Annotated in this window: 27 protein-coding genes and 1 other annotated feature; of the genes, 9 read left to right on the top strand and 18 right to left on the bottom strand. The window is 43.5% G+C overall.

The annotated features are described in order from the left end of the window. Positions 1 to 23: 23 nt before the first annotated feature. Positions 24 to 1,646: a putative polysaccharide biosynthesis protein gene (locus LRR81_RS00475; RefSeq protein ID WP_231787336.1), complete on the bottom strand. Its 1,623-nt coding sequence runs from the start codon at positions 1,644 to 1,646 to the stop codon at positions 24 to 26. Between the two features lie 162 nt (positions 1,647 to 1,808). Between LRR81_RS00475 and LRR81_RS00470 the strand changes: the two genes are divergently transcribed. Next, positions 1,809 to 3,077: a BaiN/RdsA family NAD(P)/FAD-dependent oxidoreductase gene (locus tag LRR81_RS00470; protein ID WP_231787335.1), complete on the top strand. Its 1,269-nt coding sequence runs from the start codon at positions 1,809 to 1,811 to the stop codon at positions 3,075 to 3,077. 25 nt (positions 3,078 to 3,102) lie between these two features. Here the strand turns inward: LRR81_RS00470 and LRR81_RS00465 are convergent, their stop codons facing one another. The 3 genes from LRR81_RS00465 to LRR81_RS00455 form a co-directional block, all read right to left on the bottom strand. Then, on the bottom strand, positions 3,103 to 3,285 hold the full coding sequence (locus LRR81_RS00465) for a sporulation protein Cse60 (RefSeq protein WP_231787334.1): 183 nt from the start codon (positions 3,283 to 3,285) through the stop codon (positions 3,103 to 3,105). 1 nt (position 3,286) lies between these two features. Further along, a complete protein-coding gene (locus LRR81_RS00460) occupies positions 3,287 to 3,523 on the bottom strand; it encodes a DUF2553 family protein (protein WP_231787333.1) in 237 nt (78 codons plus the stop codon). 133 nt (positions 3,524 to 3,656) lie between these two features. After that, positions 3,657 to 3,983 (bottom strand): rhodanese-like domain-containing protein, encoded by a 327-nt coding sequence (locus LRR81_RS00455; protein WP_231787332.1) that lies wholly within the window; start codon positions 3,981 to 3,983, stop codon positions 3,657 to 3,659. Positions 3,984 to 4,390: 407 nt separating this feature from the next. Between LRR81_RS00455 and LRR81_RS00450 the strand changes: the two genes are divergently transcribed. After that, positions 4,391 to 4,957: a DUF5412 family protein gene (locus LRR81_RS00450; RefSeq protein ID WP_231787331.1), complete on the top strand. Its 567-nt coding sequence runs from the start codon at positions 4,391 to 4,393 to the stop codon at positions 4,955 to 4,957. Between the two features lie 60 nt (positions 4,958 to 5,017). On the opposite strand, the gene LRR81_RS00445 is transcribed toward LRR81_RS00450, so the two are convergent. Beyond that, entirely contained in the window at positions 5,018 to 5,317 is a 300-nt protein-coding gene (locus tag LRR81_RS00445; protein ID WP_231787330.1) for a DUF4190 domain-containing protein, read from the bottom strand. A 137-nt stretch (positions 5,318 to 5,454) separates the two neighbouring features. Between LRR81_RS00445 and LRR81_RS00440 the strand changes: the two genes are divergently transcribed. Then, positions 5,455 to 5,775 carry a hypothetical protein gene (locus tag LRR81_RS00440; RefSeq protein WP_231787329.1) on the top strand — a complete coding sequence of 107 codons (321 nt, stop codon included), beginning with the start codon at positions 5,455 to 5,457 and terminating at the stop codon, positions 5,773 to 5,775. A 35-nt stretch (positions 5,776 to 5,810) separates the two neighbouring features. On the opposite strand, the gene leuS is transcribed toward LRR81_RS00440, so the two are convergent. The 11 genes from leuS to LRR81_RS00385 all read right to left on the bottom strand — a co-directional run bounded on the left by leuS (position 5,811) and on the right by LRR81_RS00385 (position 16,090). Further along, positions 5,811 to 8,225, bottom strand: a complete 2,415-nt coding sequence (gene leuS / locus LRR81_RS00435) for a leucine--tRNA ligase (RefSeq protein WP_231787328.1) — start codon at positions 8,223 to 8,225, stop codon at positions 5,811 to 5,813. Positions 8,226 to 8,286: 61 nt separating this feature from the next. After that, positions 8,287 to 8,506: a binding site (T-box leader), on the bottom strand. A gap of 105 nt (positions 8,507 to 8,611) precedes the next feature. After that, on the bottom strand, positions 8,612 to 8,938 hold the full coding sequence (locus LRR81_RS00430) for a DUF4257 domain-containing protein (RefSeq protein WP_231787327.1): 327 nt from the start codon (positions 8,936 to 8,938) through the stop codon (positions 8,612 to 8,614). Positions 8,939 to 9,289: 351 nt separating this feature from the next. Then, entirely contained in the window at positions 9,290 to 10,483 is a 1,194-nt protein-coding gene (locus LRR81_RS00425; protein ID WP_231787326.1) for an MDR family MFS transporter, read from the bottom strand. A 316-nt stretch (positions 10,484 to 10,799) separates the two neighbouring features. Beyond that, positions 10,800 to 12,092, bottom strand: coding sequence for an ABC transporter permease (locus LRR81_RS00420; protein WP_408631570.1), 1,293 nt, complete (start codon positions 12,090 to 12,092; stop codon positions 10,800 to 10,802). Beyond that, on the bottom strand, positions 12,073 to 12,771 hold the full coding sequence (locus tag LRR81_RS00415; RefSeq protein ID WP_231787324.1) for an ABC transporter ATP-binding protein: 699 nt from the start codon (positions 12,769 to 12,771) through the stop codon (positions 12,073 to 12,075). The genes LRR81_RS00420 and LRR81_RS00415 overlap by 20 nt, the downstream gene beginning before the upstream one ends. A gap of 11 nt (positions 12,772 to 12,782) precedes the next feature. Next, positions 12,783 to 13,730, bottom strand: a complete 948-nt coding sequence (locus LRR81_RS00410) for an ABC transporter permease (protein WP_231787323.1) — start codon at positions 13,728 to 13,730, stop codon at positions 12,783 to 12,785. Beyond that, complete coding sequence (locus tag LRR81_RS00405; protein WP_231787322.1) at positions 13,712 to 14,602, bottom strand: ABC transporter ATP-binding protein; 891 nt, start codon at positions 14,600 to 14,602, stop codon at positions 13,712 to 13,714. The genes LRR81_RS00410 and LRR81_RS00405 overlap by 19 nt, the downstream gene beginning before the upstream one ends. Next, positions 14,595 to 14,984, bottom strand: a complete 390-nt coding sequence (locus tag LRR81_RS00400) for a GntR family transcriptional regulator (protein ID WP_231787321.1) — start codon at positions 14,982 to 14,984, stop codon at positions 14,595 to 14,597. Before LRR81_RS00400 ends, LRR81_RS00405 begins: the two co-directional genes overlap by 8 nt. 428 nt (positions 14,985 to 15,412) lie before the next feature. Beyond that, positions 15,413 to 15,592: a hypothetical protein gene (locus LRR81_RS00395; RefSeq protein WP_231787320.1), complete on the bottom strand. Its 180-nt coding sequence runs from the start codon at positions 15,590 to 15,592 to the stop codon at positions 15,413 to 15,415. Between the two features lie 64 nt (positions 15,593 to 15,656). Beyond that, positions 15,657 to 15,815, bottom strand: coding sequence for a glycogen biosynthesis protein GlgD (locus tag LRR81_RS00390; protein WP_231787319.1), 159 nt, complete (start codon positions 15,813 to 15,815; stop codon positions 15,657 to 15,659). A gap of 11 nt (positions 15,816 to 15,826) precedes the next feature. Beyond that, positions 15,827 to 16,090, bottom strand: coding sequence for a YtzC family protein (locus LRR81_RS00385; RefSeq protein WP_231787318.1), 264 nt, complete (start codon positions 16,088 to 16,090; stop codon positions 15,827 to 15,829). Between the two features lie 166 nt (positions 16,091 to 16,256). On the opposite strand from LRR81_RS00385, the gene LRR81_RS00380 reads away from it, so the two are divergent. From LRR81_RS00380 to LRR81_RS00370, 3 genes are read left to right on the top strand one after another with little or no spacing between them, the layout of a single operon-like run. Further along, positions 16,257 to 17,228, top strand: a complete 972-nt coding sequence (locus LRR81_RS00380) for a TIGR01212 family radical SAM protein (protein WP_231787317.1) — start codon at positions 16,257 to 16,259, stop codon at positions 17,226 to 17,228. After that, positions 17,218 to 17,793: a tRNA (mnm(5)s(2)U34)-methyltransferase gene (locus LRR81_RS00375; protein ID WP_231788570.1), complete on the top strand. Its 576-nt coding sequence runs from the start codon at positions 17,218 to 17,220 to the stop codon at positions 17,791 to 17,793. Before LRR81_RS00380 ends, LRR81_RS00375 begins: the two co-directional genes overlap by 11 nt. 55 nt (positions 17,794 to 17,848) lie before the next feature. Next, the gene (locus LRR81_RS00370; RefSeq protein WP_231787316.1) at positions 17,849 to 18,547 is read left to right on the top strand and encodes an MgtC/SapB family protein; all 699 of its coding nucleotides are present in this window, start codon (positions 17,849 to 17,851) and stop codon (positions 18,545 to 18,547) included. Positions 18,548 to 18,912: 365 nt separating this feature from the next. Here the strand turns inward: LRR81_RS00370 and LRR81_RS00365 are convergent, their stop codons facing one another. Next, positions 18,913 to 19,992: a tetraprenyl-beta-curcumene synthase family protein gene (locus LRR81_RS00365; RefSeq protein ID WP_231788569.1), complete on the bottom strand. Its 1,080-nt coding sequence runs from the start codon at positions 19,990 to 19,992 to the stop codon at positions 18,913 to 18,915. A 4-nt stretch (positions 19,993 to 19,996) separates the two neighbouring features. After that, positions 19,997 to 20,794, bottom strand: a complete 798-nt coding sequence (locus LRR81_RS00360) for an alpha/beta hydrolase (RefSeq protein WP_231787315.1) — start codon at positions 20,792 to 20,794, stop codon at positions 19,997 to 19,999. 136 nt (positions 20,795 to 20,930) lie between these two features. Here LRR81_RS00360 and LRR81_RS00355 point away from each other — a divergent pair, with 136 nt between their 5' ends. The 3 genes from LRR81_RS00355 (at position 20,931) to LRR81_RS00345 (ending at position 23,421) form a co-directional block, all read left to right on the top strand. Continuing rightward, positions 20,931 to 21,446 carry a gamma carbonic anhydrase gene (locus tag LRR81_RS00355; RefSeq protein WP_231788568.1) on the top strand — a complete coding sequence of 172 codons (516 nt, stop codon included), beginning with the start codon at positions 20,931 to 20,933 and terminating at the stop codon, positions 21,444 to 21,446. A gap of 195 nt (positions 21,447 to 21,641) precedes the next feature. Then, positions 21,642 to 22,196: a phosphatase PAP2 family protein gene (locus LRR81_RS00350; RefSeq protein WP_231787314.1), complete on the top strand. Its 555-nt coding sequence runs from the start codon at positions 21,642 to 21,644 to the stop codon at positions 22,194 to 22,196. Between the two features lie 85 nt (positions 22,197 to 22,281). Next, positions 22,282 to 23,421, top strand: a complete 1,140-nt coding sequence (locus tag LRR81_RS00345; protein ID WP_231787313.1) for a glycosyltransferase family 4 protein — start codon at positions 22,282 to 22,284, stop codon at positions 23,419 to 23,421.

Below are 23,421 nucleotides of genomic sequence, written 5' to 3'. Positions count from 1 at the left end.
ATAGCTTCAGCCAAATCAGTATATTAAACACTTCTTGCTTTTTTTCTTCTTAAAAAGGAAAATCTTGTACCAAGCAGCCTGTCAAGAAGATGGGACTTATGTGCAAGGTAAAGGTAAACTGCTGCACCAGCGGCAACGGAAATCACCAGTACGATAGAAGCTTCTCCCCTGCCATGTTTGTAGTCAATAGCCATTCCGATGACTGACTCAAGAACGGAAAGGGCAAGAGCCATAAAGACCGTAAGCAGCAATATAAAGAGGGAACGCTTTATCAGCTGTTTATATGAAAACTTGGCATGCCGCTTAATCATGGCAAAGCTGTAAAGAATGGAAACAAGAAAGCTGACAGATGTTCCTATAATGGAACCTTGTCCATGCAAATAAAAGGAAAGCGGATAGTTTAAACAAATTTTAGTCAATAAGCCTAAAGCAAGACTGATAACAGCAAGCTTTTGTTTATTGATCCCCTGCAGAATCGCTGCATTTACGGTAAAGAGGGAGAACAATAAAGCAAGCGGTGCCTGCCACTGCAGCAGCAAAACGCCTTCCGCAGAGTACTTGTAAAACGCAGTATAAATAGGACCTGCCAGAACCATTATTCCGGCGATTGCAGGCATCACAAGAAACATAATCATCTGAAAGGATTGGTTAATCTGCAGATGCATCTGCCTGTATTCTCTGTTTGTGTAATATTTTGTTATAGTAGGTACCAGCGTTAATCCAAAAGCTGTTGCCAGGGAAATAGGGATCATAATAATTTGTCTTCCATAAAATGTTACTAACCCATAGATTGTATCAGCAAATTTATTTCCGGAAGCCGTTATAGCTGGGATCATTGTAAATGTATCCACAGCCTGGGAAAACGGAATAGCAAGTCCTACAAAGACAAAAGGCAAAGCATAGCTGAAAAGCTCCCTAAAAAGCTTTTTCATGCTGATTTCTGAAGGAGGAACCTTATTTTCCTTCATTGCTTCCAGAGTGCCGCGTCTCTTGACCCAATAGAACCATAAAACAGCAAGACCGCCTATCGCTCCAACAAATGCCCCGAATGTTGCATAGCCGACTGCTGTAATTACTGAGCCGTTGTAAATTTTCATGATCGCATACACCGATATTAGCAAAAAGGCAATCCGGGCGATTTGCTCCACAACTTGTGATACAGCTGTCGGCCCCATTGACTGATGCCCCTGGAAGAAACCGCGTATCAGACTCATAATTGGGACTGCAATCAATCCTGCGCTTACCATTCTGATAACATATGTGGCATCTTCTTGTGTTATGCCCGAGGCAAGCTTCTCTTTGCCTATCGCTCCAGCTGCCAGAAAAGGCGCAAGGAGATATAAAGCGATAAAAGCAAGAAACCCGGTTAAAAGCATCACGCCAATTCCAGCCCGGAACATTTTCCTGCTTGTCTCATAGTCCCCTAATGAATTATATCTAGATACAAACTTGGAAACAGCCATTGGAAAACCAGCCGTAGCAATACTTAAGAAAATCATATATTGAGTGTAGCCTATATTATACAAACCGGCTGCCGGGGCCCCTACTAATTCAGCAAACGGGATGACAAACAGTATTCCTAAAAGCCTCGAGATATAGGTCCCAAGCGTTAAAACAAACGTACCTCTCATCAACTTACTCGCCATATATGTAATCACCATTCTATCTATTCAAGATTCAACTTTTCTATTTTAACACAATCAGAAGCCCATTCGTAAATTAGCTTATGAATTGTCGCTTTTCTTTTTAGGCGGTTCGGCTATAATGAATGGTGCAGGAATCACAATGTAAAAAGGCAGGTAAAAATTTTGAACTATGATGTTATTGTTATCGGCGGAGGCCCATCAGGCCTGATGGCTGCCATCTCTGCCGGAGAACAGGGAGCCCGCGTTCTTTTACTTGATAAAGGCGATAAGCTCGGACGAAAGCTTGCGATTTCCGGAGGCGGCCGCTGCAATGTCACGAATCGTCTTCCTATAGATGAAATTATTAAACACATTCCAGGCAATGGCCGATTTTTATACAGTGCATTTGCCGAATTCAGCAATGAGGATATTATTTCTTTCTTTGAAAATCTTGGAATAGAGCTGAAGGAAGAAGACCATGGCAGAATGTTCCCTGTTTCCAATAAAGCGCAGTCGGTTGTAGATGCTCTTCTTCGGGAGCTAAAGCGGCTTAACGTGGATATAAGGGTGAATGAGCCGGTTAAAACTGTGGAATATGAGGACGGGCAAGTCCGCGGAGTCATCTTGAAAAATGGAGAATACCTTCATACTAGAGCAGTGGTCATTGCTGTTGGAGGAAAAAGTGTTCCGCAGACTGGAAGCACCGGTGATGGCTATGCATGGGCGAAAAAGGCCGGGCACACCATTACAGAGCTTTTCCCGACAGAAGTGCCGCTCACATCGGGAGAGTCTTTTATCAAAAGCAAAGAACTGCAGGGTCTTGCTTTGCGCGATGCTGCCTTAAGTGTTTTGAATCCAAAAGGAAAAACGGTAGTCACCCATCAAATGGACATGCTTTTTACTCACTTTGGCATATCAGGGCCAGCTGTGCTTAGATGCAGCCAGTATGTAGTGAAAACGATGAAGAAATTCGGTGTACAGGAAGTAACCATGAGCATTGATTCCTTTCCTGAAAAAAATGAAGAGGAAGTTTTTCAATTCATTCACAGCCAGTTGAAAAATGAGCCGAAAAAGGCATTGAAAAATGTTTTAAAAGGCATGCTTCCGGAACGATATTTCTTATTTCTGCTGCAATGGAATCAAATCGATCCGCAGCAGACGTTTTCACAAGTTTCAGGAGAAAAGATCAGAGATCTGGCAAAATGCATTAAGCAGTTCCAGTTTAACGTGAATGGGACGCTGTCCATTGAAAAGGCATTTGTAACAGGGGGCGGTGTTTCCGTTAAGGAGATTCATCCAAAGGAAATGGCATCCAAGTTCACACAGGGGCTGTACTTCTGTGGTGAAATTCTTGATATTCACGGCTATACAGGAGGATACAATATTACCTCCGCTCTTGTAACAGGCAGACTTGCTGGAAAGAATGCCGGGCTATATGCTCAAAACAGCTAAAACTCGGGGATCCTCCCGAGTTTTTTTATGCTCTGTATAAAATAAGTGCTGAAAAACAATAAACCTGCTCCCCGATTCCGTCACAGGTAGCTGCAACCGAATACTTGATCTCCACAAACTGTTCATCCGAGAGCTTTGCCAGAAAATCATTCACTTCCCCTTCGAGATCCTTTTCATGCTCTTCATCAAACACGGCAACCTTCAGCAAATCAGCACCACCCCATGTCACACCCTTCCGCATACTGACGATGCTCACAATTCCGATCATACAGCTTAAAAATTCTTCCATCCTCAATCAAATAATCATATGTTAAATCATATTGCTTGCCCTCTTCATTTATGACAAGCCTTCCAATAACATCTCTGCCCACGTAAAGCTCAATATATTCATCCAAAACCTTTGCGGTTACCCTTTCTGTCACATCCAGCTTGTGAAAATCGTCCATAGCACTTCCCCTCCTTTTTGACAGTTTATGAGGGAGGATAGGGAAATAACCCTGATTAAGAAAGCGTTTTCTTTATCGAGTAAAACGAAAAAGCAGCCAGATTCTAATGAATCAGACTGCCTATCCCATTACCTTATTCGTTTTCTGAGCTTTTAGGCTTTGTTTCGCCTTGCCATTCCAGCATGCCGCCTGTCATATTGCGGACTTTAAACCCTTGGTCCTGCAAAAACATACTGACATTTTCGCTTCTCCGGCCGGATCTGCAGATAAAAATGTACTCTGTATCTTTGTCAAAGTAGGAAAGATTGTCAGGAATGTCGCCCATTTTAATATGCTTGGCTGAAGGAATCATTCCGCCTGCCACTTCTTCATCTTCCCGAACGTCTACGATTGACACCTTTTCTCCTTTTTGCAGCTTTTCGTCTAATTCCTGCGGGGAAATTTCATTAATTTCTGGCATAAGATCAGCTCCTATTTTTTGGGAAGGCAACAGGAGATTCCTGTCAGCTTCTCATTATCTTAGATGTTTTCCACTCAGTAGCTATTAAACCATAATAGAAAGAATTTTACCATTTCCCAGGCAAGCAGTTATAAATTCTAAATAGGCGAAGAATTAATGGGAATTTATGCTAAAATACCAAAAGAAATACTTCTCAGCTTTTGGGTTTATTTAATTTAAAGTTGGCTGTTGATTTCCGTTGCAGGCGTCCGCTTTCCGCGGGCAGTGCGGGAGCCTCCTCGTCGCTTTGCTCCTGCGGGGTCTCCCGTCACTTGCACTCCCGCAGGAGTCTCCCGCCTGCCACTCCAATCAACAGGTGCTCAAAAATCAGCATTCTTCTTTAAACCTAACCTAAATAAAGAAAGGAAATGAAAAACATTTTATTAAATATACTTGGTTTCCTGACGCTTATCTTAACTGCACTATTATTTCCCGCCATATTTATCGCACTATTGTTCTTTTTTGTAAAAAAGAAGACCTTACTCAAAATATTGTTGATCACTGCATTAACAGGTTCTGCGCTTTTTCTTGGTCTGTTTGTGTACAGGAATTACTTTTTCACCTTCGGATCGCTCGATGCGAAAAACAGCCAAAAGGGGCCTGGACCTGTAACCTCTCCTGACGGCAAGTATACAGCTAATGCCTTTTATGAACCTTATGGCGGTGCAGCTGGCGGAGTAAACGTATGGGTAGATATTACAAACACTGATAACAAGAAAGTTAAAACTGTCTATTATAGTGATGCTAAAAATAATTTTTCATTAGACTGGAAGAATGATAATAGTCTTACCATTTTAAATGATGATCCTGAATATCCAAACTCCAGCAGAACCATTACTTTAAAAGTTGATCAGGAGATTTATGACGAAAATGGATTGGCCTGCAGAAGCCTTTTAATGAAAAAAGAATATACGAAATGCTATCAGCATTCATAATTTCACATAGCAAAAAACGCTCAGGACTTTCTGAGCGTTTTGTCTTTCAATAAGAAGCCTCTAAAATTCCGAATCATATGTCCCCATATCTTCCGGGACAAAAAAGGAAATGACTCCGACAAATACAAAAAGGATCAAAACCAGCAGACTGATCGCGAGGCCAATGATACTGCAGACCCTCCCGGCGATGGCCATGCCATGACCTTCTTCACCTGAAAATCTAATTTCTTTTGTGCTTTTAAATGAAAAAATAAGTCCGATAATTCCTGTAATGATGCCAACAACAGGTATGGCAAGTGAGCAGATTCCAAGCACAAGGCTGACAATCGCGCTCACGTTTGTTTTTTTCGCTGTTTCCATGATGCACCTCCGTCCCTAATCCTAATTTACCATGATTTTCTAATAAATAAATATAAAAATCTATCATGCCATTAGAGCAGCCCGCATAACCATGTACAAGCAGGTGATGCACGGAAAACAGGAAAGGAGATGATCCAATGAAAAAACTTTTGCTGCCTGGTGCTGCTGCAGCACTTCTGCTAGTTGCGGCTTTTGCAGATCATTTGCCTGAGGTGCACAGTTCGTTTGCAGCGGAAGAGGAAGACGTTCCCGTTTTTAATTATTCGGAAGAGCCAGCAGAAAAAGCAGCCGAAACCTATTCCTCCCTTGAAGACAAGCTTGTCGGCACTGAAGAAAAAGATGGATACGTGATTGAAAAATACGAGGAATACGAAATTTACAGTGATGAAAAAGGAAATGTGACAAAAAGCGTTCCGACCTCCCACTTTAGTTATCTTCGCTACAAAAAGGCTCAATAAAAAAGGCGTGAATTCAATGAATTCACGCCTTCTGCTTAATTGGCTACGATATTAACAAGCTTGCCGGGAACCGCAATCACTTTGCGGATATTTTTCCCTTCCAGCTGTTCCTTAACTGTCTCATCTGCAAGCGCCGTTTCTTCCAGCTGCTCTTTCGTAAGATCTTTTGAAACGGTAAGCTTCGCTTTTACTTTTCCATTCAGCTGTACCACAATTTCAATTTCATCTTCAACAAGCTTGGATTCGTCGTAAGCAGGCCATGCTTCGTAGGAAATCGTTCCTTCATGCCCAAGCTTAGCCCACAGCTCTTCAGACAGATGCGGTGCAACAGGGGAAAGCAGTTTCGCAAAGCCTTCCATATACTCCTTCGGAAGCTCAGCCGCTTTATAAGCATCGTTAATGAAGACCATCAGCTGGGAAATAGCTGTGTTGAAGCGAAGGTCCTCGTAATTTTCCGTAACTTTTTTCACTGTCTGATGATAGCTTTTCTCAAGGCTTTCACCTTTCACAGTAGCGATCTTAGGATTCAGCCCGCCGTTGTCCTCTACGTAAAGTCTCCAGACTCTGTCAAGGAAGCGTCTTGCGCCGTCAAGCCCTGTTGTGGACCAGGCAATGGATGCCTCCAGCGGCCCCATGAACATTTCGTACAGGCGCAGAGTATCAGCTCCATGGCTTTCGACAATTTCATCCGGGTTTACAACATTACCTTTGGACTTACTCATTTTTTCATTGTTTTCTCCAAGGATCATCCCCTGGTTGAACAATTTTTGGAAAGGTTCTTTTGTATGCACTACACCAATGTCATAAAGGAATTTGTGCCAGAACCGGGCATACAGCAAATGAAGCACAGCATGCTCGGCACCTCCGATATACGTGTCAACCGGAAGCCATTCTTTCAATTTTTCAGCATCAGCTAATGCTTCGCTGTTGTCCGGATCAATGTAGCGGAGGAAATACCAGCAGCTGCCAGCCCACTGAGGCATGGTGTTTGTTTCTCTGCGGCCTTTTTTTCCTGTTTCAGGATCTGTTACATTCACCCACTTCGCGATATTGGCAAGCGGGGATTCTCCTGTTCCAGACGGCTTGATTTCTGTTGTAACAGGCAGCATCAGCGGAAGCTCTTCCTCAGATACCGGGGACATTGTGCCATCTTCCCAGTGAATGATCGGAATCGGCTCGCCCCAGTAGCGCTGACGGCTGAACAGCCAATCGCGCAGTCTGTATGTTACTTTCTTTTCACCCTTGCTGTTTTCTTCAAGCCAGTTAATCATTTCTGCAATGGCATCCTCTTTGTTCAAGCCATCAAGAAAACCTGAATTCACATGCTTGCCGTCTCCTGTGTACACTTCTTTGGAAACATCTCCGCCTTCTACTACTTCCAGTATTGGCAGTTCGAATTTTTTTGCAAATTCATAGTCGCGTTCATCGTGAGCAGGCACAGCCATAATGGCGCCAGTACCATAAGTCATCAGCACATAATCAGCAATCCAGATCGGCAGCTTTTCCCCGTTAACCGGATTAATGGCATATGCGCCTGTGAAAACGCCTGTTTTATCTTTAGCAAGGTCTGTTCTTTCCAGGTCGCTCTTCGCTTTTACCTTGTCCAAATAGTTCTGAACAGCTTCTTTTTGATCAGCTGCTGTAATTTTTTCAACAAAGTGATGCTCTGGAGCCAGTACCGCATAGCTTGCACCATAGAGCGTATCAGGACGGGTTGTAAATACAGTGAAGGTTTCATCAAAACCGTCAATGCTGAAAATGACCTCAGCCCCTTCTGAACGTCCGATCCAGTTGCGCTGCATGTCCTTAATGCTTTCCGGCCAGTCTACGTCTTCCAAATCCTCGAGAAGGCGGTCGGCATAAGCTGTTATCTTCAGCATCCACTGCTTCATCGGACGGCGTTCAACCGGATGGCCGCCGCGCTCGCTTTTTCCGTCAATCACTTCTTCATTGGCAAGAACCGTTCCGAGTGCAGGACACCAGTTAACAGCCACTTCATCAATATAAGCAAGGCCTTTTTCATACAATTTCAGAAAAATCCATTGTGTCCATTTGTAATAAGACGGATCTGTCGTATTAACCTCTCTGTCCCAATCATAGGAAAAGCCGAGGGCCTGAATCTGCCTTCTGAAATTGTTAATATTTTGCTCAGTAAACTCAGCAGGATTATTTCCCGTATCAAGGGCGTACTGTTCTGCCGGAAGGCCGAAAGCATCCCATCCCATTGGATGAAGCACATTATACCCCTGCATCCGCTTCACTCTGGAAAGAATATCTGTTGCTGTGTATCCTTCAGGATGCCCTACATGAAGGCCTGCACCTGACGGATATGGAAACATGTCCAGCGCATAAAACTTTTTCTTGCCAGGCTGGTCTTCTGTTTTAAATGTTTTATTGGAAAGCCAATAATTTTGCCACTTTTTTTCAATTTCAATATGATTGAAACTCATATGCTTCCTCCTAATGGACTTGTAAACGGCTATAGGAATGCAAAAAGACTCCCGCCCCTAAAAAAGGGACGAGAGTCAGCTCCCGCGGTACCACCCAGTTTAGTGCCTAAAAGCACCCGCTTGGAATCCTTATCGTGGATCAGGCGGCAAATACTACAGCACATCGGCTTTCCCATTTGCAACTCCAAGGCGAGTTCATGAATTTCTGTGGCTGGCTTGCACCTGCCGCCAGCTCTCTAGACACAGATTGATTCATTACTAATCCTTTTCACCGTTCACAAGTATACTATTCTGCTTTTTATTGTAATGAATTTTCTCTTTGGATGCAAGCTGATCTGATTTCATAAGGGAATAAGCAAAATTGGAGGCAGTTAAAAAAGAAATGATCATGAATGGGGCGAATGTTTTTTGTGATGTTCTGGAGGCGGCTCTGTTTCTTCCTTTTGCCTGACAAAATCAAAGCTTTTGAGTACGGCATCTCCGCTGTAGCCGGCCACTATTGACAGAATCACAAGCTGAAGTGAGGATTGCGGCTCTGAAGATAGAACCAGCAGGATGGACGCTGCGATCCCAACAAAAATATCTTCCCAAAAACCAAGGTAAACAAAGCGTTTGGTCATTCTGGGCTTTTCCAGTCTTCCTTTGCGTTTAATGTGTCCCAAAAGCCCCATTATTCCCCCGATACATGCAGCAGCTAAAACGGCTTGTAGCATAACACCACCCTTTTCTAAGCCGAATGAATAACTGTTTTTTTGTCAGCATTCTTAAGGGGCAAAGCGGGAATAGGAAAGCTTGTTTGCTTGCTTTCATTATATGCGAACAGCCCATTCGCTAGCGTGAACAATAAGGATTATTTTTTTCAATATTCCAAATAATTCAATTTAACTATTTTGCTATATTTAAGAGAGTAAGCAATTACGCCATTAAGCCTATTATTTCAAGGGATACATTTGAATATAAATTATTTTCGAACAAATAATTCATTATTTTTGCTTTTTTGACAGAATACGTGTTCTTCTTTAATAGAAAAAGGCACGCAGCGCGCGTGCCTTTTCCTTCTGCCATCAAGAGCTGACAGCGACCTTTTTTTCTTTTTCCTCGGCTTTCAGAGGTCTGTCATAAACGATAGTAAAGACCATTCCGGCAATCAAAAGTCCAAGCAGAACACCGAAAAGAACCGGCATGCTGAAGGCATCGGCGAGTGCGCCTCCGAGAAGCGGCCCAATCATCCTTCCGCCTGTTGCCGTGCTGTTGATAAAGCCTTGATAAAAGCCTTCTCTTCCTTTTGGAGCCAAATCATTGGCAATGGTTGGCACAGCAGGCCAGACAAACATTTCCCCAATTGTTAAAATCACCATGGCAATGAAAAAGCCTCTAAAATCCTCTGCAGCTGCAGCAGCACCGAACGAAACCATGAAAATGGCAATTCCGATGATCATCTGCTTTTTAAGCGATTTGGCCGCATGCTTGACAAACCATGAAACAAGCGGCTGGGCAAGGACTATCAGCGCTCCGTTAATCGTCCAAAGAAGGCTGTACTGGGTAAGTGAAATATGAACCTTTTGCGTATAGGCCGCAATGGTGGACTGCCACTGTACGTAAGCGATCCAGCACAAAAGATAGCCGGCAGCAATAAAGGTTAGAGCGAGCAGCTTGCTCTTGTTCTTCTCCATCTTGCTTCTCTGAATAACCGAAGCAGGATTGATTGTCTGCACCCCGATATTCCGGAAGCCGAAAAAAACAACCAAAAAGAAAACGGCATACAATAAGCCATTGGCAAGAAAAATCCATTCAAATGAATAGGATGCCACAAGCCCGCCGAGAGCTGAACCCAGTGCCACACCGAAATTTTGGGCCACATACACAGCATTAAAGGCTTTCCGTCCGCCTTCAGGCCAGACGCTTCCAGCCATCGCATAGGTTGCAGGGAAGACCACACCTGTTCCAAACCCGATGACAATCAGGGCAATGACATACACCATCCATGAATGATTAACAATTAAGCAGACCAGTGGAAGCATTGTAATGACGATGCCGAAGAGAATCGATTTGTACCCTCCGATTTTATCAAACAGCACACCGCCGAACAGGTTGCCGGCAACGCTGGCACCGGCATTCAGCATAAGGACAAATCCCGCTGTTGTCAGCGATTTGCCAAGCTCATCATGGATATAAATTGTATTTAAAGGCCAAAGAAAGGAAGAAGCAGTTACATTGATTATTGTGCCGATCACAAGAAGCCATAAAGAACGCGGCATCTTAAAACCTCCTCATTTACCTGGTTCGCTGCTATAATGTCTTCAGCTTAGGCCAGCAGCTGGAGCTGGACATTCTAAAGAATCAGGCTGACTAAGTATTGAATAAAAAAGACCATAAAAAAGACGAAAGCGCTCTGCGCCTCCGCGTATTAACTTCAATTCCAATTGTGATTGTATGCCGTTTTTCTTTATTTTTCAATAGATTTACATCTATTTTTTCATTGTTTTTACTTTGTAATCTTTCTATGTTTTCAGACTGCTTTTACTTTCAGCTGAACATGTCTTTTACTGTTTATGGCATTGCCGGGAATAGCCGCTATGCTTCTCTTCTAAGTGCTGACAGCACACTAATTCTCGTTGCTTTTGCGGCAGGCCTGAGTCCTGATAAAATGGCTACGCCGATGCTGATGGCAGCAGAGATAGCGACTAAGCTCGGCGGAATGTAGGAGAAGGTCATATCAAACCGTCCGCCTCCAGCTGTGGAGGATAGGATCATCGGGATTACTGTGTTCGCAGCGATGCTGATGAGATAGGAGACGAGAATGCCGATAACAGAGCCAATCACGCCGATCCAGGCACTTTCCAGCAAAAACAGCCTTTTAATCACTGCAGGCTGCGCACCGACCGCTTTCATAATGCCGATTTCCTGGGTTCTTTCGGATACAGCCATTGTCATAGTATTGAAAATCCCAATCGATGCGATCAGAACGGCAACCGCTCCGACAAAAATCAATCCAATTTTAAGCGCGTTAAAAAAGACGCTCATCCCTTTTATTCTCTCTGACACAGAGTCAACAAGGTACCCTTTCTCTTTCAGGGCATTGGAGATATTCTCCACTTTATCGATGGAAACGGCATAAGCGCGCAGCGGATCATAGTGTGAGTATTTACTGCCTGTTATTCCTTCTAATTTTTCTTTATAAGCTTCACTGATTAATAGAGTTGTATCTCTGGCATATTCAAGCGATGGTTTTTTCACGATTCCCACAATCTTAAAGTCTTGAGATTCTGTTTCCTGTTTTCCTTTTCCTTGCACGTTCAAGGAAACGGTTTTTCCAATCAAGCTTTCTGAAAAGCCTTTCGGAAGCGCTACGTCCTCGCCATTCATGTTTTTTTCAAACTGTTTTCTTTCTTCAGCCGTTAGCAGTGTTCCAGCTAAATGATAGCCTGCCAGTACTTCGTTTTCTGCCTTTGGAAGTCTTCCTGCTTCCAGCTGAAGATCTGATTTTTGTTCTTCTTTTAAATCTGTCAAATACGGCTGGACTTCAATGCTTTTCCGCCCCTCCATCGACAGCTCTCCGCTAACCGGCAGTCTATGAACCACAGCTTTGACGCCGTCAATGCTTTCCATCTCCTTCAGATCCTCAGGTCCAATTTCCTGCTCTTTGCCATTGACCTGTTTTCCCATAATATTTGCCTGTGTTAAAACCATCTGTTTAGCAATCTCATCTTCAGCTGATTTTTGAAAGCCGAAACCAATGGAGGCGAGAACAATAAGGAAAGCGCAGCCCATTGCGGTGGCGAGCACTGTCATAAACAGACGCAGCCTGTTTTTCTTCATGTTTCTTCGTATATGAATAACCTGATCTTTAAATTTCAACAGAAGCACCTTCTCTTTCCAGCATGCCATCTGTCAGGCGGTATTGTTTTGTGCTGATTTTTGCTACTTCTTCATCATGGGTAATAATGAAGAAGGTAATCTGCTGCTCCCGGTTTAATTCTTTCATAAGCTGAAGAATTTCCTGCTCAGTTTCTGTATCAAGGCTCCCTGTGGGTTCATCTGCGAGGATCATGTCAGGCTTAGAAATAAGTGCCCTTCCGATGCTGACACGCTGCTGCTGCCCCCCCGAAAGCTCGCTTGGATAATGGCCTCCATGTTGTTCAAGCCCGATTCTGCTGAGCATTTCTCTTACCTGCTCTTTTCTTTCAGGCTCTGCCAATCCCTTTAAGGTGAGCGGCAGTTCGATATTTTCGCTCGCAGTCAGCCCTGGAATAAGCTGAAAGCTCTGAAAGATAAAGCCCATATGCTGCAGCCGGAATGCCGCCCATTCAGATTCGCTGTTAGAGGTAACATCTTTCCCTGCAATATGCAGAGTTCCTGAATCCGGCTTCATGTAGCCTGAAATCAGATTCAGCAAGGTAGATTTTCCCGAACCGCTGCGCCCTAAAATCGACGCCATCTCACCCTTTTCAATGGTTAATGATATGTTCTTTAAAACGGGGATTTCTTTTTCTTTCCCTTTCTTCCCAATATAGAAAGAATGAGAAAGGTTCTTAACACTGATCATCCCAGAACCTCCTATCCTAATTTATATTTCCGGTAAATGATAAAGTAGCTGACGGCAAAGCCTGCGGCTGCACCTATAATCAGTCCGAGGACGTAGCCAACAATGCTTCCAGATGAAAAACCATGGCCTGCTGCTCCAAAGCCGAGGACGCCAAGTAAAACGACAATCGCCTGCACTGGTGCATTCAGCTGCTTCCAAAGAAAGAAGCTGCCATTCCGCTCTGCAGGCTGCTTTTGGAAGCAGAAATAAGCAATAATCGAAAAAATGATGGCATAAGAAACGGGAACCCAAATATTTAACTGTCCTGATCTCGCCAAAGATGTATAACTGAGCGGTGAAAAGGTGTTCATGTGATTCCAGGGTCCGTTATCAGGATAAATATGGAATACGTTTAAATTTGATAGAATTAAGAGATAAGCAAGTACCGGAAAAATGGCCGTGCTAAAAGCAACCAATCCTTGTGCAAAGGCGGTGCCTGTCAGACAGCCGGCTGCAAAGAAAAGGGAGTAAAACATCAACAGAGAGGCTGCATACAACAAATAATGATGGTTTATCCCTGTAACAACAGCATGTGTTGCCTGAAGAGCGGCAGCTGCAATCAAATAGGAAATCAAGACGGATCCGAGCAAGCTTGCAATGCCGGAAATCCACTTTGTAAGAAATAGCCTTCTTCTTGAAAAAGGAAGAGCAAGGGTAAAATCCATTGTTCCTCTGCTTCTCTCTAAACCAAGCTGAGATAGAGCAAGAAAGAAGGGAAATAAAATAGTAAATCCAAGTGATAAATGGTTCTCGAAATCTAATTGAAACACAGCGTGCTTGTTGTGCTTTAAGGTTTCCAGATAATTGGAGTACGCTGACCATATTAAGAGCGGCACCTGCAAAGAGACAAACAGCCAAAGGAGTACATAGGCAAGCTTTGACTGCTGCCACTCTTTATAAATCAATCCTGTTCCTGCCATTGTCGTTTCCCTCCAAATTTCGCAATAAAGACTTCCTCAAGGCTGATTGGCATCTCATTCCATATATTTGGATGAAGGTTTTTCAGCCAGTTTCTGCTTTTTACATCATTTTTTGGAAGTAAAATCGTATAAAAAACTCCCGTTTGGCTCAATACCGGAATATTTCTTTCTTCCAAAAGAGACAGGACATTTTCTTCAATAGCGAATTGTATTTTTGTAAAATCTCCTTTTAGGTCATCTAATTCTGTCATGCCAGTCAGACGGCTGTCTTCAAGGAATCCAATTCTGCTGCAAATTCTCTCCAGATCCTCCAGCCTGTGCGAGGTAATCAGTATGGCTGTATTCCGGTCAGCAACCTCTCTGATCATCAGCTCCAAAAGATCATGCCGCGTAACAGCATCAACACCATCAGTCGGCTCATCCAAAAGGATAACAGCCGGCCTTGAAGCGAAGGCCATTACAAGGGAAAGCTGTTTTTTCAAACCTGTAGACAGCTCCCGGTATTTTTTTGTTTTTGAAAGACTGTAGCGGTCCATTAATTTTCCCGCATACTCTTCGTCAAAATCGGGGTAAATTCTTTTATAAAGCTTTACTAAGTCCATGTAGGAGAACCGCTCATAATAAAGGTTTTGTACAGGCATATAGAAAATTTTCCTTTTCACAAGCGGGTGCATGTGAATGGAAACATTCTCAAACAGTACATCCCCTTCATCGGGAAGAAGAATTTGCTGGATGATGCGGAGAAGGGTTGTTTTTCCAGAGCCATTTCTGCCCAGCAGCCCAAAAATTTCACCTTGATTGAGCGTGAAAGAAACAGAATCAAGCACAAGCTCATTGTCCAGTTTCTTTGTTATATTTTTAACTTCAAGCATCTTTCTCCCCCCCAACTTCCTTCTTGATATCTTCAATCCATTCATGGATGTCATCAACATCTATTCCTGCGTATACCGCATCAACTATCAGTGTTTTCAGCTGATCCTTCAGCATGCTGATCTTCCCCTCATCAAGTTTTATTGTTGCTGTCTCGGAAACAAAGGTCCCTCTTCCGCGCAGCGTCTCGATAATCCCTTCTCTTTCAAGTTCCTTATAAGCTTTCGCCACTGTATTCGGGTTTGCCACAATGATGGTGGAAAGCTCCCTGACAGAAGGCAGCTTGTCACCCGGCTTCAGCACCCCTCTTAAGCAGAGTTCTTTCATCTGCTGAATAACTTGTTCATAGATAGGGGTTGAGCTTCGAGGATCAATTATGACCATCGATCTCCCTTCTTTCTCCATATGGGTTGAATTGTAGGAAGCATGGGGACGGTTCTGGTGCTTCCTATTTCTGTGTGTATTAATTAGTGTATTAATTAGTGTATTAATTAGTGTATTAATTAGTGTAGTACACTTAATACAATAAATAGTGATTGATAAAAAGTCAACTTGTTTTTCCAGAAAAATTTAACAAGAAAATGAAAATACCGGCCCTTTTATTAACTAAGGGCCGGTTTGGGGTTGATTTATTTATAGCTGTATTCTGGAACAAAAATCAGCGGTTGTCCTCTTTTTATCGGCGGATTCTTCCAGGATATCGAGCACTCTTTTCAATATATCGGCGAACTGCTGATTATATCGGCGAACCCTAAAACCGGCACTCTTTTAACCAAGAAAAAAAACAGCCCGCAGGCTGCCACTCTAAAGCTCTATTCCCTGTCTTCCAGGATGTCATTTTCACTCGTGAAGACTACGTCTAAATGGCCTTTTTCTTCAAGCTCAGTCTGTTTTTCGTAAGCCTGCTCTTCTGTAGGAAATACAGGCCCTGTAAAGACTCTTTCAAGTGTATCCTTGTCGGTATATTGCACAACATAGGTTCTCATGTCCATATTAATCGCCTCCAGTGTTCTCTTTCCCGTACGCGCTGAAAGAAAAACCTGGAGGCTCTATCATTTATTCCTGATGCTGCTTGGATTTGACCGGCTGGCTTTTTTTAGAATTTTTGACTTTAACGTTTTCTAAAGCTGAGGCTTCTTTTCCAAATTCAAAATCATGCTTGCTGCCATTTTTTGTTTTTTGTTCTGGATTGTTTTGCTTTGATCTCTTTTTCATATGGCTTCCCCCTAATGGCGCTGAAGAATCATTTCGTTTTGAAGCTCTTGAAGCTGAAGTCTCATGCGGTAAAGCTCTTCTTTCTGCTGGTCATTTGCACTTAATGACAATTTGTTACTATCATTTACGGCATCCTCCAGCATCTGCTGTGCCTTTGTGTATTCTGTATCGTTGTAGTGCTCCTGCATGCGGCCGTTATGGTATTGCCCCTGTGCATAAGACAGCGTTTCTGAGCACATGTTCAAGTGATCTGTTACAGATTGTCTTGTTGCCATCCGAAAAGCCTCCCCTTCTCGATGCAGCTCCCTATAGAAAGCTTCCTCATTAGTTTGCGGTAATCCGCTGCAAATAAACGTTTCAATAATTGGCAGGCGCCTTGTTTTTTGTATCAGTTTGTGGTAATATGTCCTGATGAACTTTTCTTCTCAGGGGAGGTACCTGATGAATCAGCATAATCCTTTTATGTATGCCAGTGATGATAAAAGATATCATACATGGAACTATCATCTGCGGCAGATTTTTGGACATAAAGTGTTTAAAGTTGCATTAGATGGCGGTTTTGACTGTCCTAATCGGGACGGTACTCAAGCTTTTGGCGGCTGCACCTTTTGCAGTGCAGCCGGCTCAGGAGATTTTGCCGGCAACAGAGCAGAAGACCTTGTGACCCAATTTCAAAAAATCAGCTCTAAAATGCATGATAAATGGAAAAATGGCAAGTATATGGCTTATTTTCAGGCCTTTACCAACACCCATGCTCCAGTGGAGGTACTGAAGGAAAAATACGAAACAGTTCTTGGGCTTGATGGAGTTGTAGGTCTTTCCATCGCCACGAGACCTGACTGCCTTCCTGATGACGTAGTGGAATATCTTGCTGAACTGAACGAACGAACCTATTTATGGGTAGAGCTTGGCCTTCAGACTGTTCATGAAAAAACAGCCAATATTATTAACAGAGCCCATGATTTTGAATGCTACAAAGAAGGCGTCAAGAAGCTGCGAAAGCACAATATCAGGGTCTGCACTCATATTATTAACGGGCTTCCGCTTGAAAATGAAGCGATGATGATGGAAACAGCGCGGGCTGCAGCAGCTTTGGATGTGCAAGGGATGAAAATACATTTGCTTCATTTATTAAAAGGCACACCAATGGTCAAACAGTATGAAAAAGGAATGCTTGAATTTTTATCATTTGATCAATATGTCAGCCTTGTCTGCGACCAGCTTGAAATTCTCCCGCCTGATATGATTATTCACCGAATTACAGGCGACGGCCCGATTAATCTTATGGTGGGACCGATGTGGAGTGTTGATAAATGGAGTGTACTGAACGCCATTGACAAAGAAATGAAGATGCGGAACAGCTGGCAGGGTAAATTTTATGGGATGGAAGGCAAGAAGGCACATGAAGCTTGACGGAATCCTTCCTTTTTGCCGGAAGCTTTTAGCGATGGCCATTCATGAAGGAGACATTGCCGTCGATGCTACTGCTGGAAACGGGCATGATACCGTTTTTCTCGCTAAAGCAGCAGGCGATAGCGGTCATGTTCACAGTTTTGATATACAGGAAACAGCCATTCAGGCAACAAAAGACCGCATCAATAAAGAAGGTCTCAGCGACCGCGCAACATTGCATTTAACCGGACATGAAAACATACAGGCAGTAATGCCGGAAGCACATAAGGGGCGAATTGGCGCAGCAGTATTTAATCTGGGCTATCTTCCCGGCAGCGACAAATCAGTTGTTACGAAGCCTGAAACAACAATCAGAGCCATAGATGCGCTGCTGCCAATGCTGAAGCCGGAAGGCATTATTGTACTTGTGGTTTATCATGGGCATGCAGAAGGAAAACAAGAAAAAAGCAAACTCCTGAACTACACGGCAAGCATTGATCAAAAAAAAGCCCATGTTTTGCAATACCAATTCATTAACCAGAGTAATGATCCGCCGTTTATTATTGCAATTGAAAAAAGAGGCTAGCCCGGAGTCTTACTTCCGGGTTTTTCCTATTATATATAAGAATGGAGGTGTTCATATGGAAATATTTATGGATCATCAGCAAGCACTTATTAAATTATTCTTATCCTTGATTGTCGGAATTATTATCGGGATGGAACGCGAGATAAAGAAAAAACCGCTCGGTATTAAAACAACCATCATTATCTCAGTCACAGCCTGCCTTTTAACTGTCGTTTCTATAGAAGCATCCTATGCTTTATCTGAAAAATATTCACGGCCGATGGACCCGCTCCGCCTGGCTGCTCAAATCGTTTCAGGGGTCGGATTTTTAGGGGCCGGTGCGATTTTAAGAAGAAGCAATGACGTCATCAGCGGACTGACAACAGCTGCCATTGTATGGGGTGCTGCGGCACTCGGCATTTCTATTGGCGCAGGTTTCTACGCTGAATCCCTTGCAGCCCTGATTCTAATCATTGTATCCATTGACCTGATTGCACCGCTGATCAAGCGTTTCGGACCAAAGAAGCTTAACCAAAAAGAAATGAAAACTAAATTGCAGCTGACAGAAAACACAAAGGTCCAAAACGTCCTGGATGCCGTTAAAAATAATCATCTCCGCATCAAATACATCCGCATCAGGGACCAAAAGGAAGATAGCGTGCAGAAAGTAGAACTCCTCCTGCTTACCGCAGAAAGAATTCAAACCTCTGACGTCTACCTGCTGCTCAAAAAGCTGGAGGGCGTACAATCAGTTGAAATAGAATCTGTTGGGTAGCAGAAAAGCGCAAGCCGCTCGTTCAGCCTCGACAAGCGCTGGAGGAAAATCCCGAAAAGTCTGGTCTTTGACTTTTTGGGATTTTTCGAAGCGACTCAGATCGGGCTAGCGGCTGGAGCTGGACAATGCAGAAAAGCGCAAGCCGCTCGTTCAGCCCCGACAAGCATAAGACGATCAGCCGGGGAAAGGCGACCTTTCCTTTCCCTGGATGAGCGGCTTATGACCTCGAGGGGCTAGCGGCTGGAGCTGGACAAAGAAAAGCGCAAGCCGCCCCCTTCTTACAATCAGTATGAAAAAGCCCGTTCTCGCGGGCTTTTTTCCTGGACAAAAAAACTGCCCCGCCTTATTAGAGCGGGAGCAGTTTTTTAAGAACTTTTTTTAGAAGAAAACTTTTGAAAGGTCCTGTACGCCCTGCCGTTCAAATAGAAAAAGAGCGATGTCGAGCCTCCCTGCAGGAGGAGTTTTCTTGCGATTTTATTTAAATCTCTCTGTCCGGCTATTTTACTGTCTGAGAGGTAGACACCGAGAAGACCTCTGTTGATCAGCTTGTGAAAATTCTCATGAGGGATGCCCGCGAGATTTTTATCAGCCTGCTGAATAAAGTGCTGCATTCTGCTGATCATTTCTTCTCTTGAAGGATAATAGCTGCAAAAATTCAAATCGCCTTCAATCAAGTCCTCTTCCTGGTCAATTAAGTAATCAAGGAGGATATGAAGTCCTTGTATGTATGGAAAGTAGCTTGATCTGATCTGTCCTGCAATGTGCTCTGTCATGGATGCTTGGAAGGCATAAGAGACAAGGCAGAAAATACCCAGAGTTGATCCGGCACATGCTGAAAATTCGTACCACTCCATGTCAGGCAAGGCAGGCCTGTGGCCGTCAAACCAGTTTTCAAGCCTTGGAACCCGTTCTTCAAACATCACATGCTTATGAACTTGAAGATCGCAGTAATAGCCGGCTAGTTCAAGCAAATGGGGTTTTATGATTTCATAATTTTCAAGCATTCCGAGCTTTCTTTGGCAAACAGTGACAAGTTCATTTAAATAGCCGCCGTCATTTTGCTCTTTACGGCACTGATAGTAATTGCGCAGTTCAGCTCCGCAGGTAAGGGCATCAGGCATCGACTTGTGAAGCATTGCGAAATCTTCCGGATCAAGGCTTGTGCTTCTGTCGCAAAGGTTGTCCAAATAATCGCTGATGGTTTGGTAAGCAACAATGAATTCAATTGTGTCCCTCATGCGGCTTCCGGCCAGAATGGCGAGAATGCTTCCCCCTTCACAATGAAAGCTTTTGGAATCAATGCTTGCGACCGCCTGGCTTCGAAGCTCAGGATCAGGAATCTGTTCCGCTTTTTCCCGCCATTTCCCAAGAAATTCGTGTACTACAGGAAAAACCTCCCTGTACACCTTTGCCATTAATCCTATCGGATGGCCCGGTACTGACATAACGTTATTCACTCCATTCGCTTTCTGGCAAATGCCCATCGGCAAAATGCTTTGCCATCTTGAATACTTGTTCTCTGTCTGGCTCATTGAAGATTTCGTGATAAAACCCTTTCCATTCCTTATACGATTTCTCGAGCACCCCAAGTTTATTGAACCAGGTCCTTACTGCTGATTTATCCACTATTTTATCATCTCCGCCCTGCATGAGGAGCACAGGAAGGTCAGGGAAATCATTTATTTTAGCATGTGCTTCTTCCATTGCTTTGATTAGTTCCCGGTACCATCTAACAGACACTTTGCGAACATAGAGAGAATCATTTTCGTCTTCATCGCGGATGGCCTTGTTTCTCGTTGCAATATCAATGGAAAGACCTGAGTCAAGCCTTAAAGAAGGAGCAAGCACGTTCAGCCCTCTTGACAGTATATCTAAAGCAGGATTCGGTTTATGGACAATGCCAAGGCAAGGTGAAGAAAGAATAACACCTGACAAATTATGATGCTTTTCCTGCAGTGACCTGATCACAATCAGACCGCCCATGCTGTGGCCCAGAAGAAAAACTGGAAGCTCGTACCGCCCGGCTTCTTCAATCCACCCGTTCACTTCTTTGATGTATTCATCAAAGGAATCAATATGGCCCCGCTGTCTTGTTGTCGTGCCCTGGCCAGGCAGGTCGCCCATAATGATATGATAGCCCGAACATCTCCACATCTCAATCAGCCATCTGTATCTGCGGTGGTGCTCAGCTGCACCATGCACCGCCACAACTACGCCTTTTGGATTTTCTGCCTTCCATTTCCACACTGTCATCACTCCTGCTGCACTGAAATTTATTGACCGAATTGCTTATTTTTCCTAATAAAATGGTATTTTCACCCTTCTGTTTCAGATATTTGTTATGATGTTACCAACATGACCTGGAAAGGAAGGGCAATTGATTATGATTTATCCTTACAAAGAAAAATTCCCAGTTATCGCTGATTCCGCTTTTATTGCGGACTATGTCACCATCTCTGGAGATGTTGTAATTGGCGAAGAATCGAGCATTTGGTTTAATACGGTGATCAGAGGGGATGTCGCCCCGACTGTCATTGGAAACAAGGTCAATGTACAGGATCAATGCTGCCTGCATCAAAGTCCTAATAACCCGTTAATATTAGAAGACGAAGTAACCGTTGGCCACCAGGTCATTTTGCATAGCTGCATCATCAGAAAGCAGGCCCTGATCGGAATGGGTTCCATTATTCTAGATGGAGCCGAAATTGGCGAAGGAGCATTCATCGGTGCCGGAAGCCTTGTTCCACAGGGGAAAAAAATTCCGCCGCATTCACTTGCCTTCGGCAGGCCCGCAAAGGTTATCAGAAGCCTGACCCCTGAAGATACAAAGGATATGGAACGGATCCGCCGGGAATATATCGAAAAAGGACAGCTCTATAAAACGGCCATTTCTAAATAATCAAGCATATCCATATGCTATCATGGCGTGCTTCTTCATAAAATATTAGCGTTGATAAATGACAGCGAATTTACAATTTGGAAATATCTTAAAGAAATTGCAAAACAAATGAATGAAATTCTTTACATTCTCTTATTATTAACTAAATATTTCTATCTTACAATGTATAGAAAAGGGTAAAAGGAGCGTCTATATATGAAGACGAAACTGATTGCAAACATGTACAGCTTTGAATGCAGACTGCTTCGAAGCCTGAACCGGCATTTTGACCGGAAGGCTCTTAACTTTTACTTCAGAAATGTCACTCATGTCGGCGGAGCAGCTTCAACTATAGCGGTATGCCTTATTCTTATTTTTTTCACATCAGGTCCTGTCAGGGCTGCAGGAATTGCAAGCGGCCTTGCCCTTGCTCTCAGTCATATCCCTGTCGCTATTGTTAAAAAACTGTATCCGCGCAAACGTCCTTATATTACACTTCACGAAACAAAGGTTCCGGCTAATCCCCTTGAAGACCATTCATTTCCTTCAGGCCATACAACAGCTATTTTCTCAGTTGTCATTCCGCTGCTTCTGTTTTTCCCTGGCCTGGCTGTTTTGCTCATCCCGCTGGGCATCAGCGTTGGACTTTCGCGGATTTATCTCGGTCTTCACTATCCATCAGACGTGCTTGCAGGATTTCTGCTCGGAACATCAACTAGCATGCTGTGCTTTCTGATTGTGAGCCAGTTTGCCTCAAACCAGCTTCTTTAGCTAATTATTTAGGATCCGAACCGAAATTTTGCCTACAAGCCCCTATTAAAGATTTGGCCGAAACCTAATCTCTGGAGGGATTCAGTTGAAGATTGCTATATTTACCGATACGTATGCTCCAGATGTAAATGGAGTCGCCCGTACGCTAAAACGATTCACTGATTATTTGGACGCCCGCGGCCACGAATACAAGGTATTTGCACCTGAGAGCACAAAAGAATCTTTGTTTTCGAGCCATATTCACCGTTTCGTCAGTTTCCCTTTTTTCCTTTATCCGGAGTGCAGGGTTGCATGGCCGAATATGCTGCAGGTAAGGGCAGAACTTCAAAAATTCAAGCCGGATCTCATTCATATCGCTACACCGTTTAATATCGGATTTTGCGGTCTTCATTACGCTAAAAAACTGAATATACCAGTAGTCGGTTCCTATCATACTGATTTTGACCAATACCTTGATTATTATGATCTGCAATTTTTCTCAAAATTCCTATGGAAGTATATGCACTGGTTTCATAAACCGTTTCGAAAAATATTTGTACCTTCAAAAGAAACCCTTTTACAGCTGAAAAGGCAGGGATTCTCCAACCTCCGGATATGGGGCCGCGGAGTTGACTGCTCGTTATTCAATCCTTACAAAGATCAGGATCTGCATAAAGAATATAACATTAAAGAAAAGTTTATTTTAACATATGTCGGCAGGCTGGCTCCTGAAAAAGACATTGAAACGCTGATGAAAATTTCTCATTCTCTTCCGCCAGCATTAAGAGATCAGGTTCATTGGATTATTGTCGGTGATGGCCCTTCTAAAGCTGATATGGAAAAACAGGCACCAGAGAATATGACCTTTGCTGGTTATTTAAGCGGACAAAAGCTGGCAAAGCTCTATGCGGGTTCTGATTTATTTGTTTTTCCATCGCCTACCGAAACATTCGGCAATGTGGTGCTTGAGGCGCTTGCCTGCGGTTTGCCCGTTATCGGAGCAGATTCCGGAGGGGTTAAAAACATTATTCAGGAAGGCCAAACCGGCTGCCTGTGCAAGCCGAGAAGTGCTGAATCTTTTATTCAGGCTATTGAGAAAATCCTGAAAGAAGATCTTTTAAGGGAGAAAATGTCGTTTAACGCCCGGAACTATGCCCTTTCTCAGACCTGGGAGCAAATTTTTGATGGTCTGCTAAAGGAATACGAAGATGCTCTCATAGAGTTTGAGGAAGTGCGGTATGCTTAA

The sequence above is a fragment of the Metabacillus kandeliae genome (assembly GCF_021166585.1).
Classification (GTDB): Bacteria; Bacillota; Bacilli; order Bacillales; family Bacillaceae; genus Metabacillus_B; species Metabacillus_B kandeliae.
This window is presented reverse-complemented; position numbering and strand designations above follow the sequence as displayed.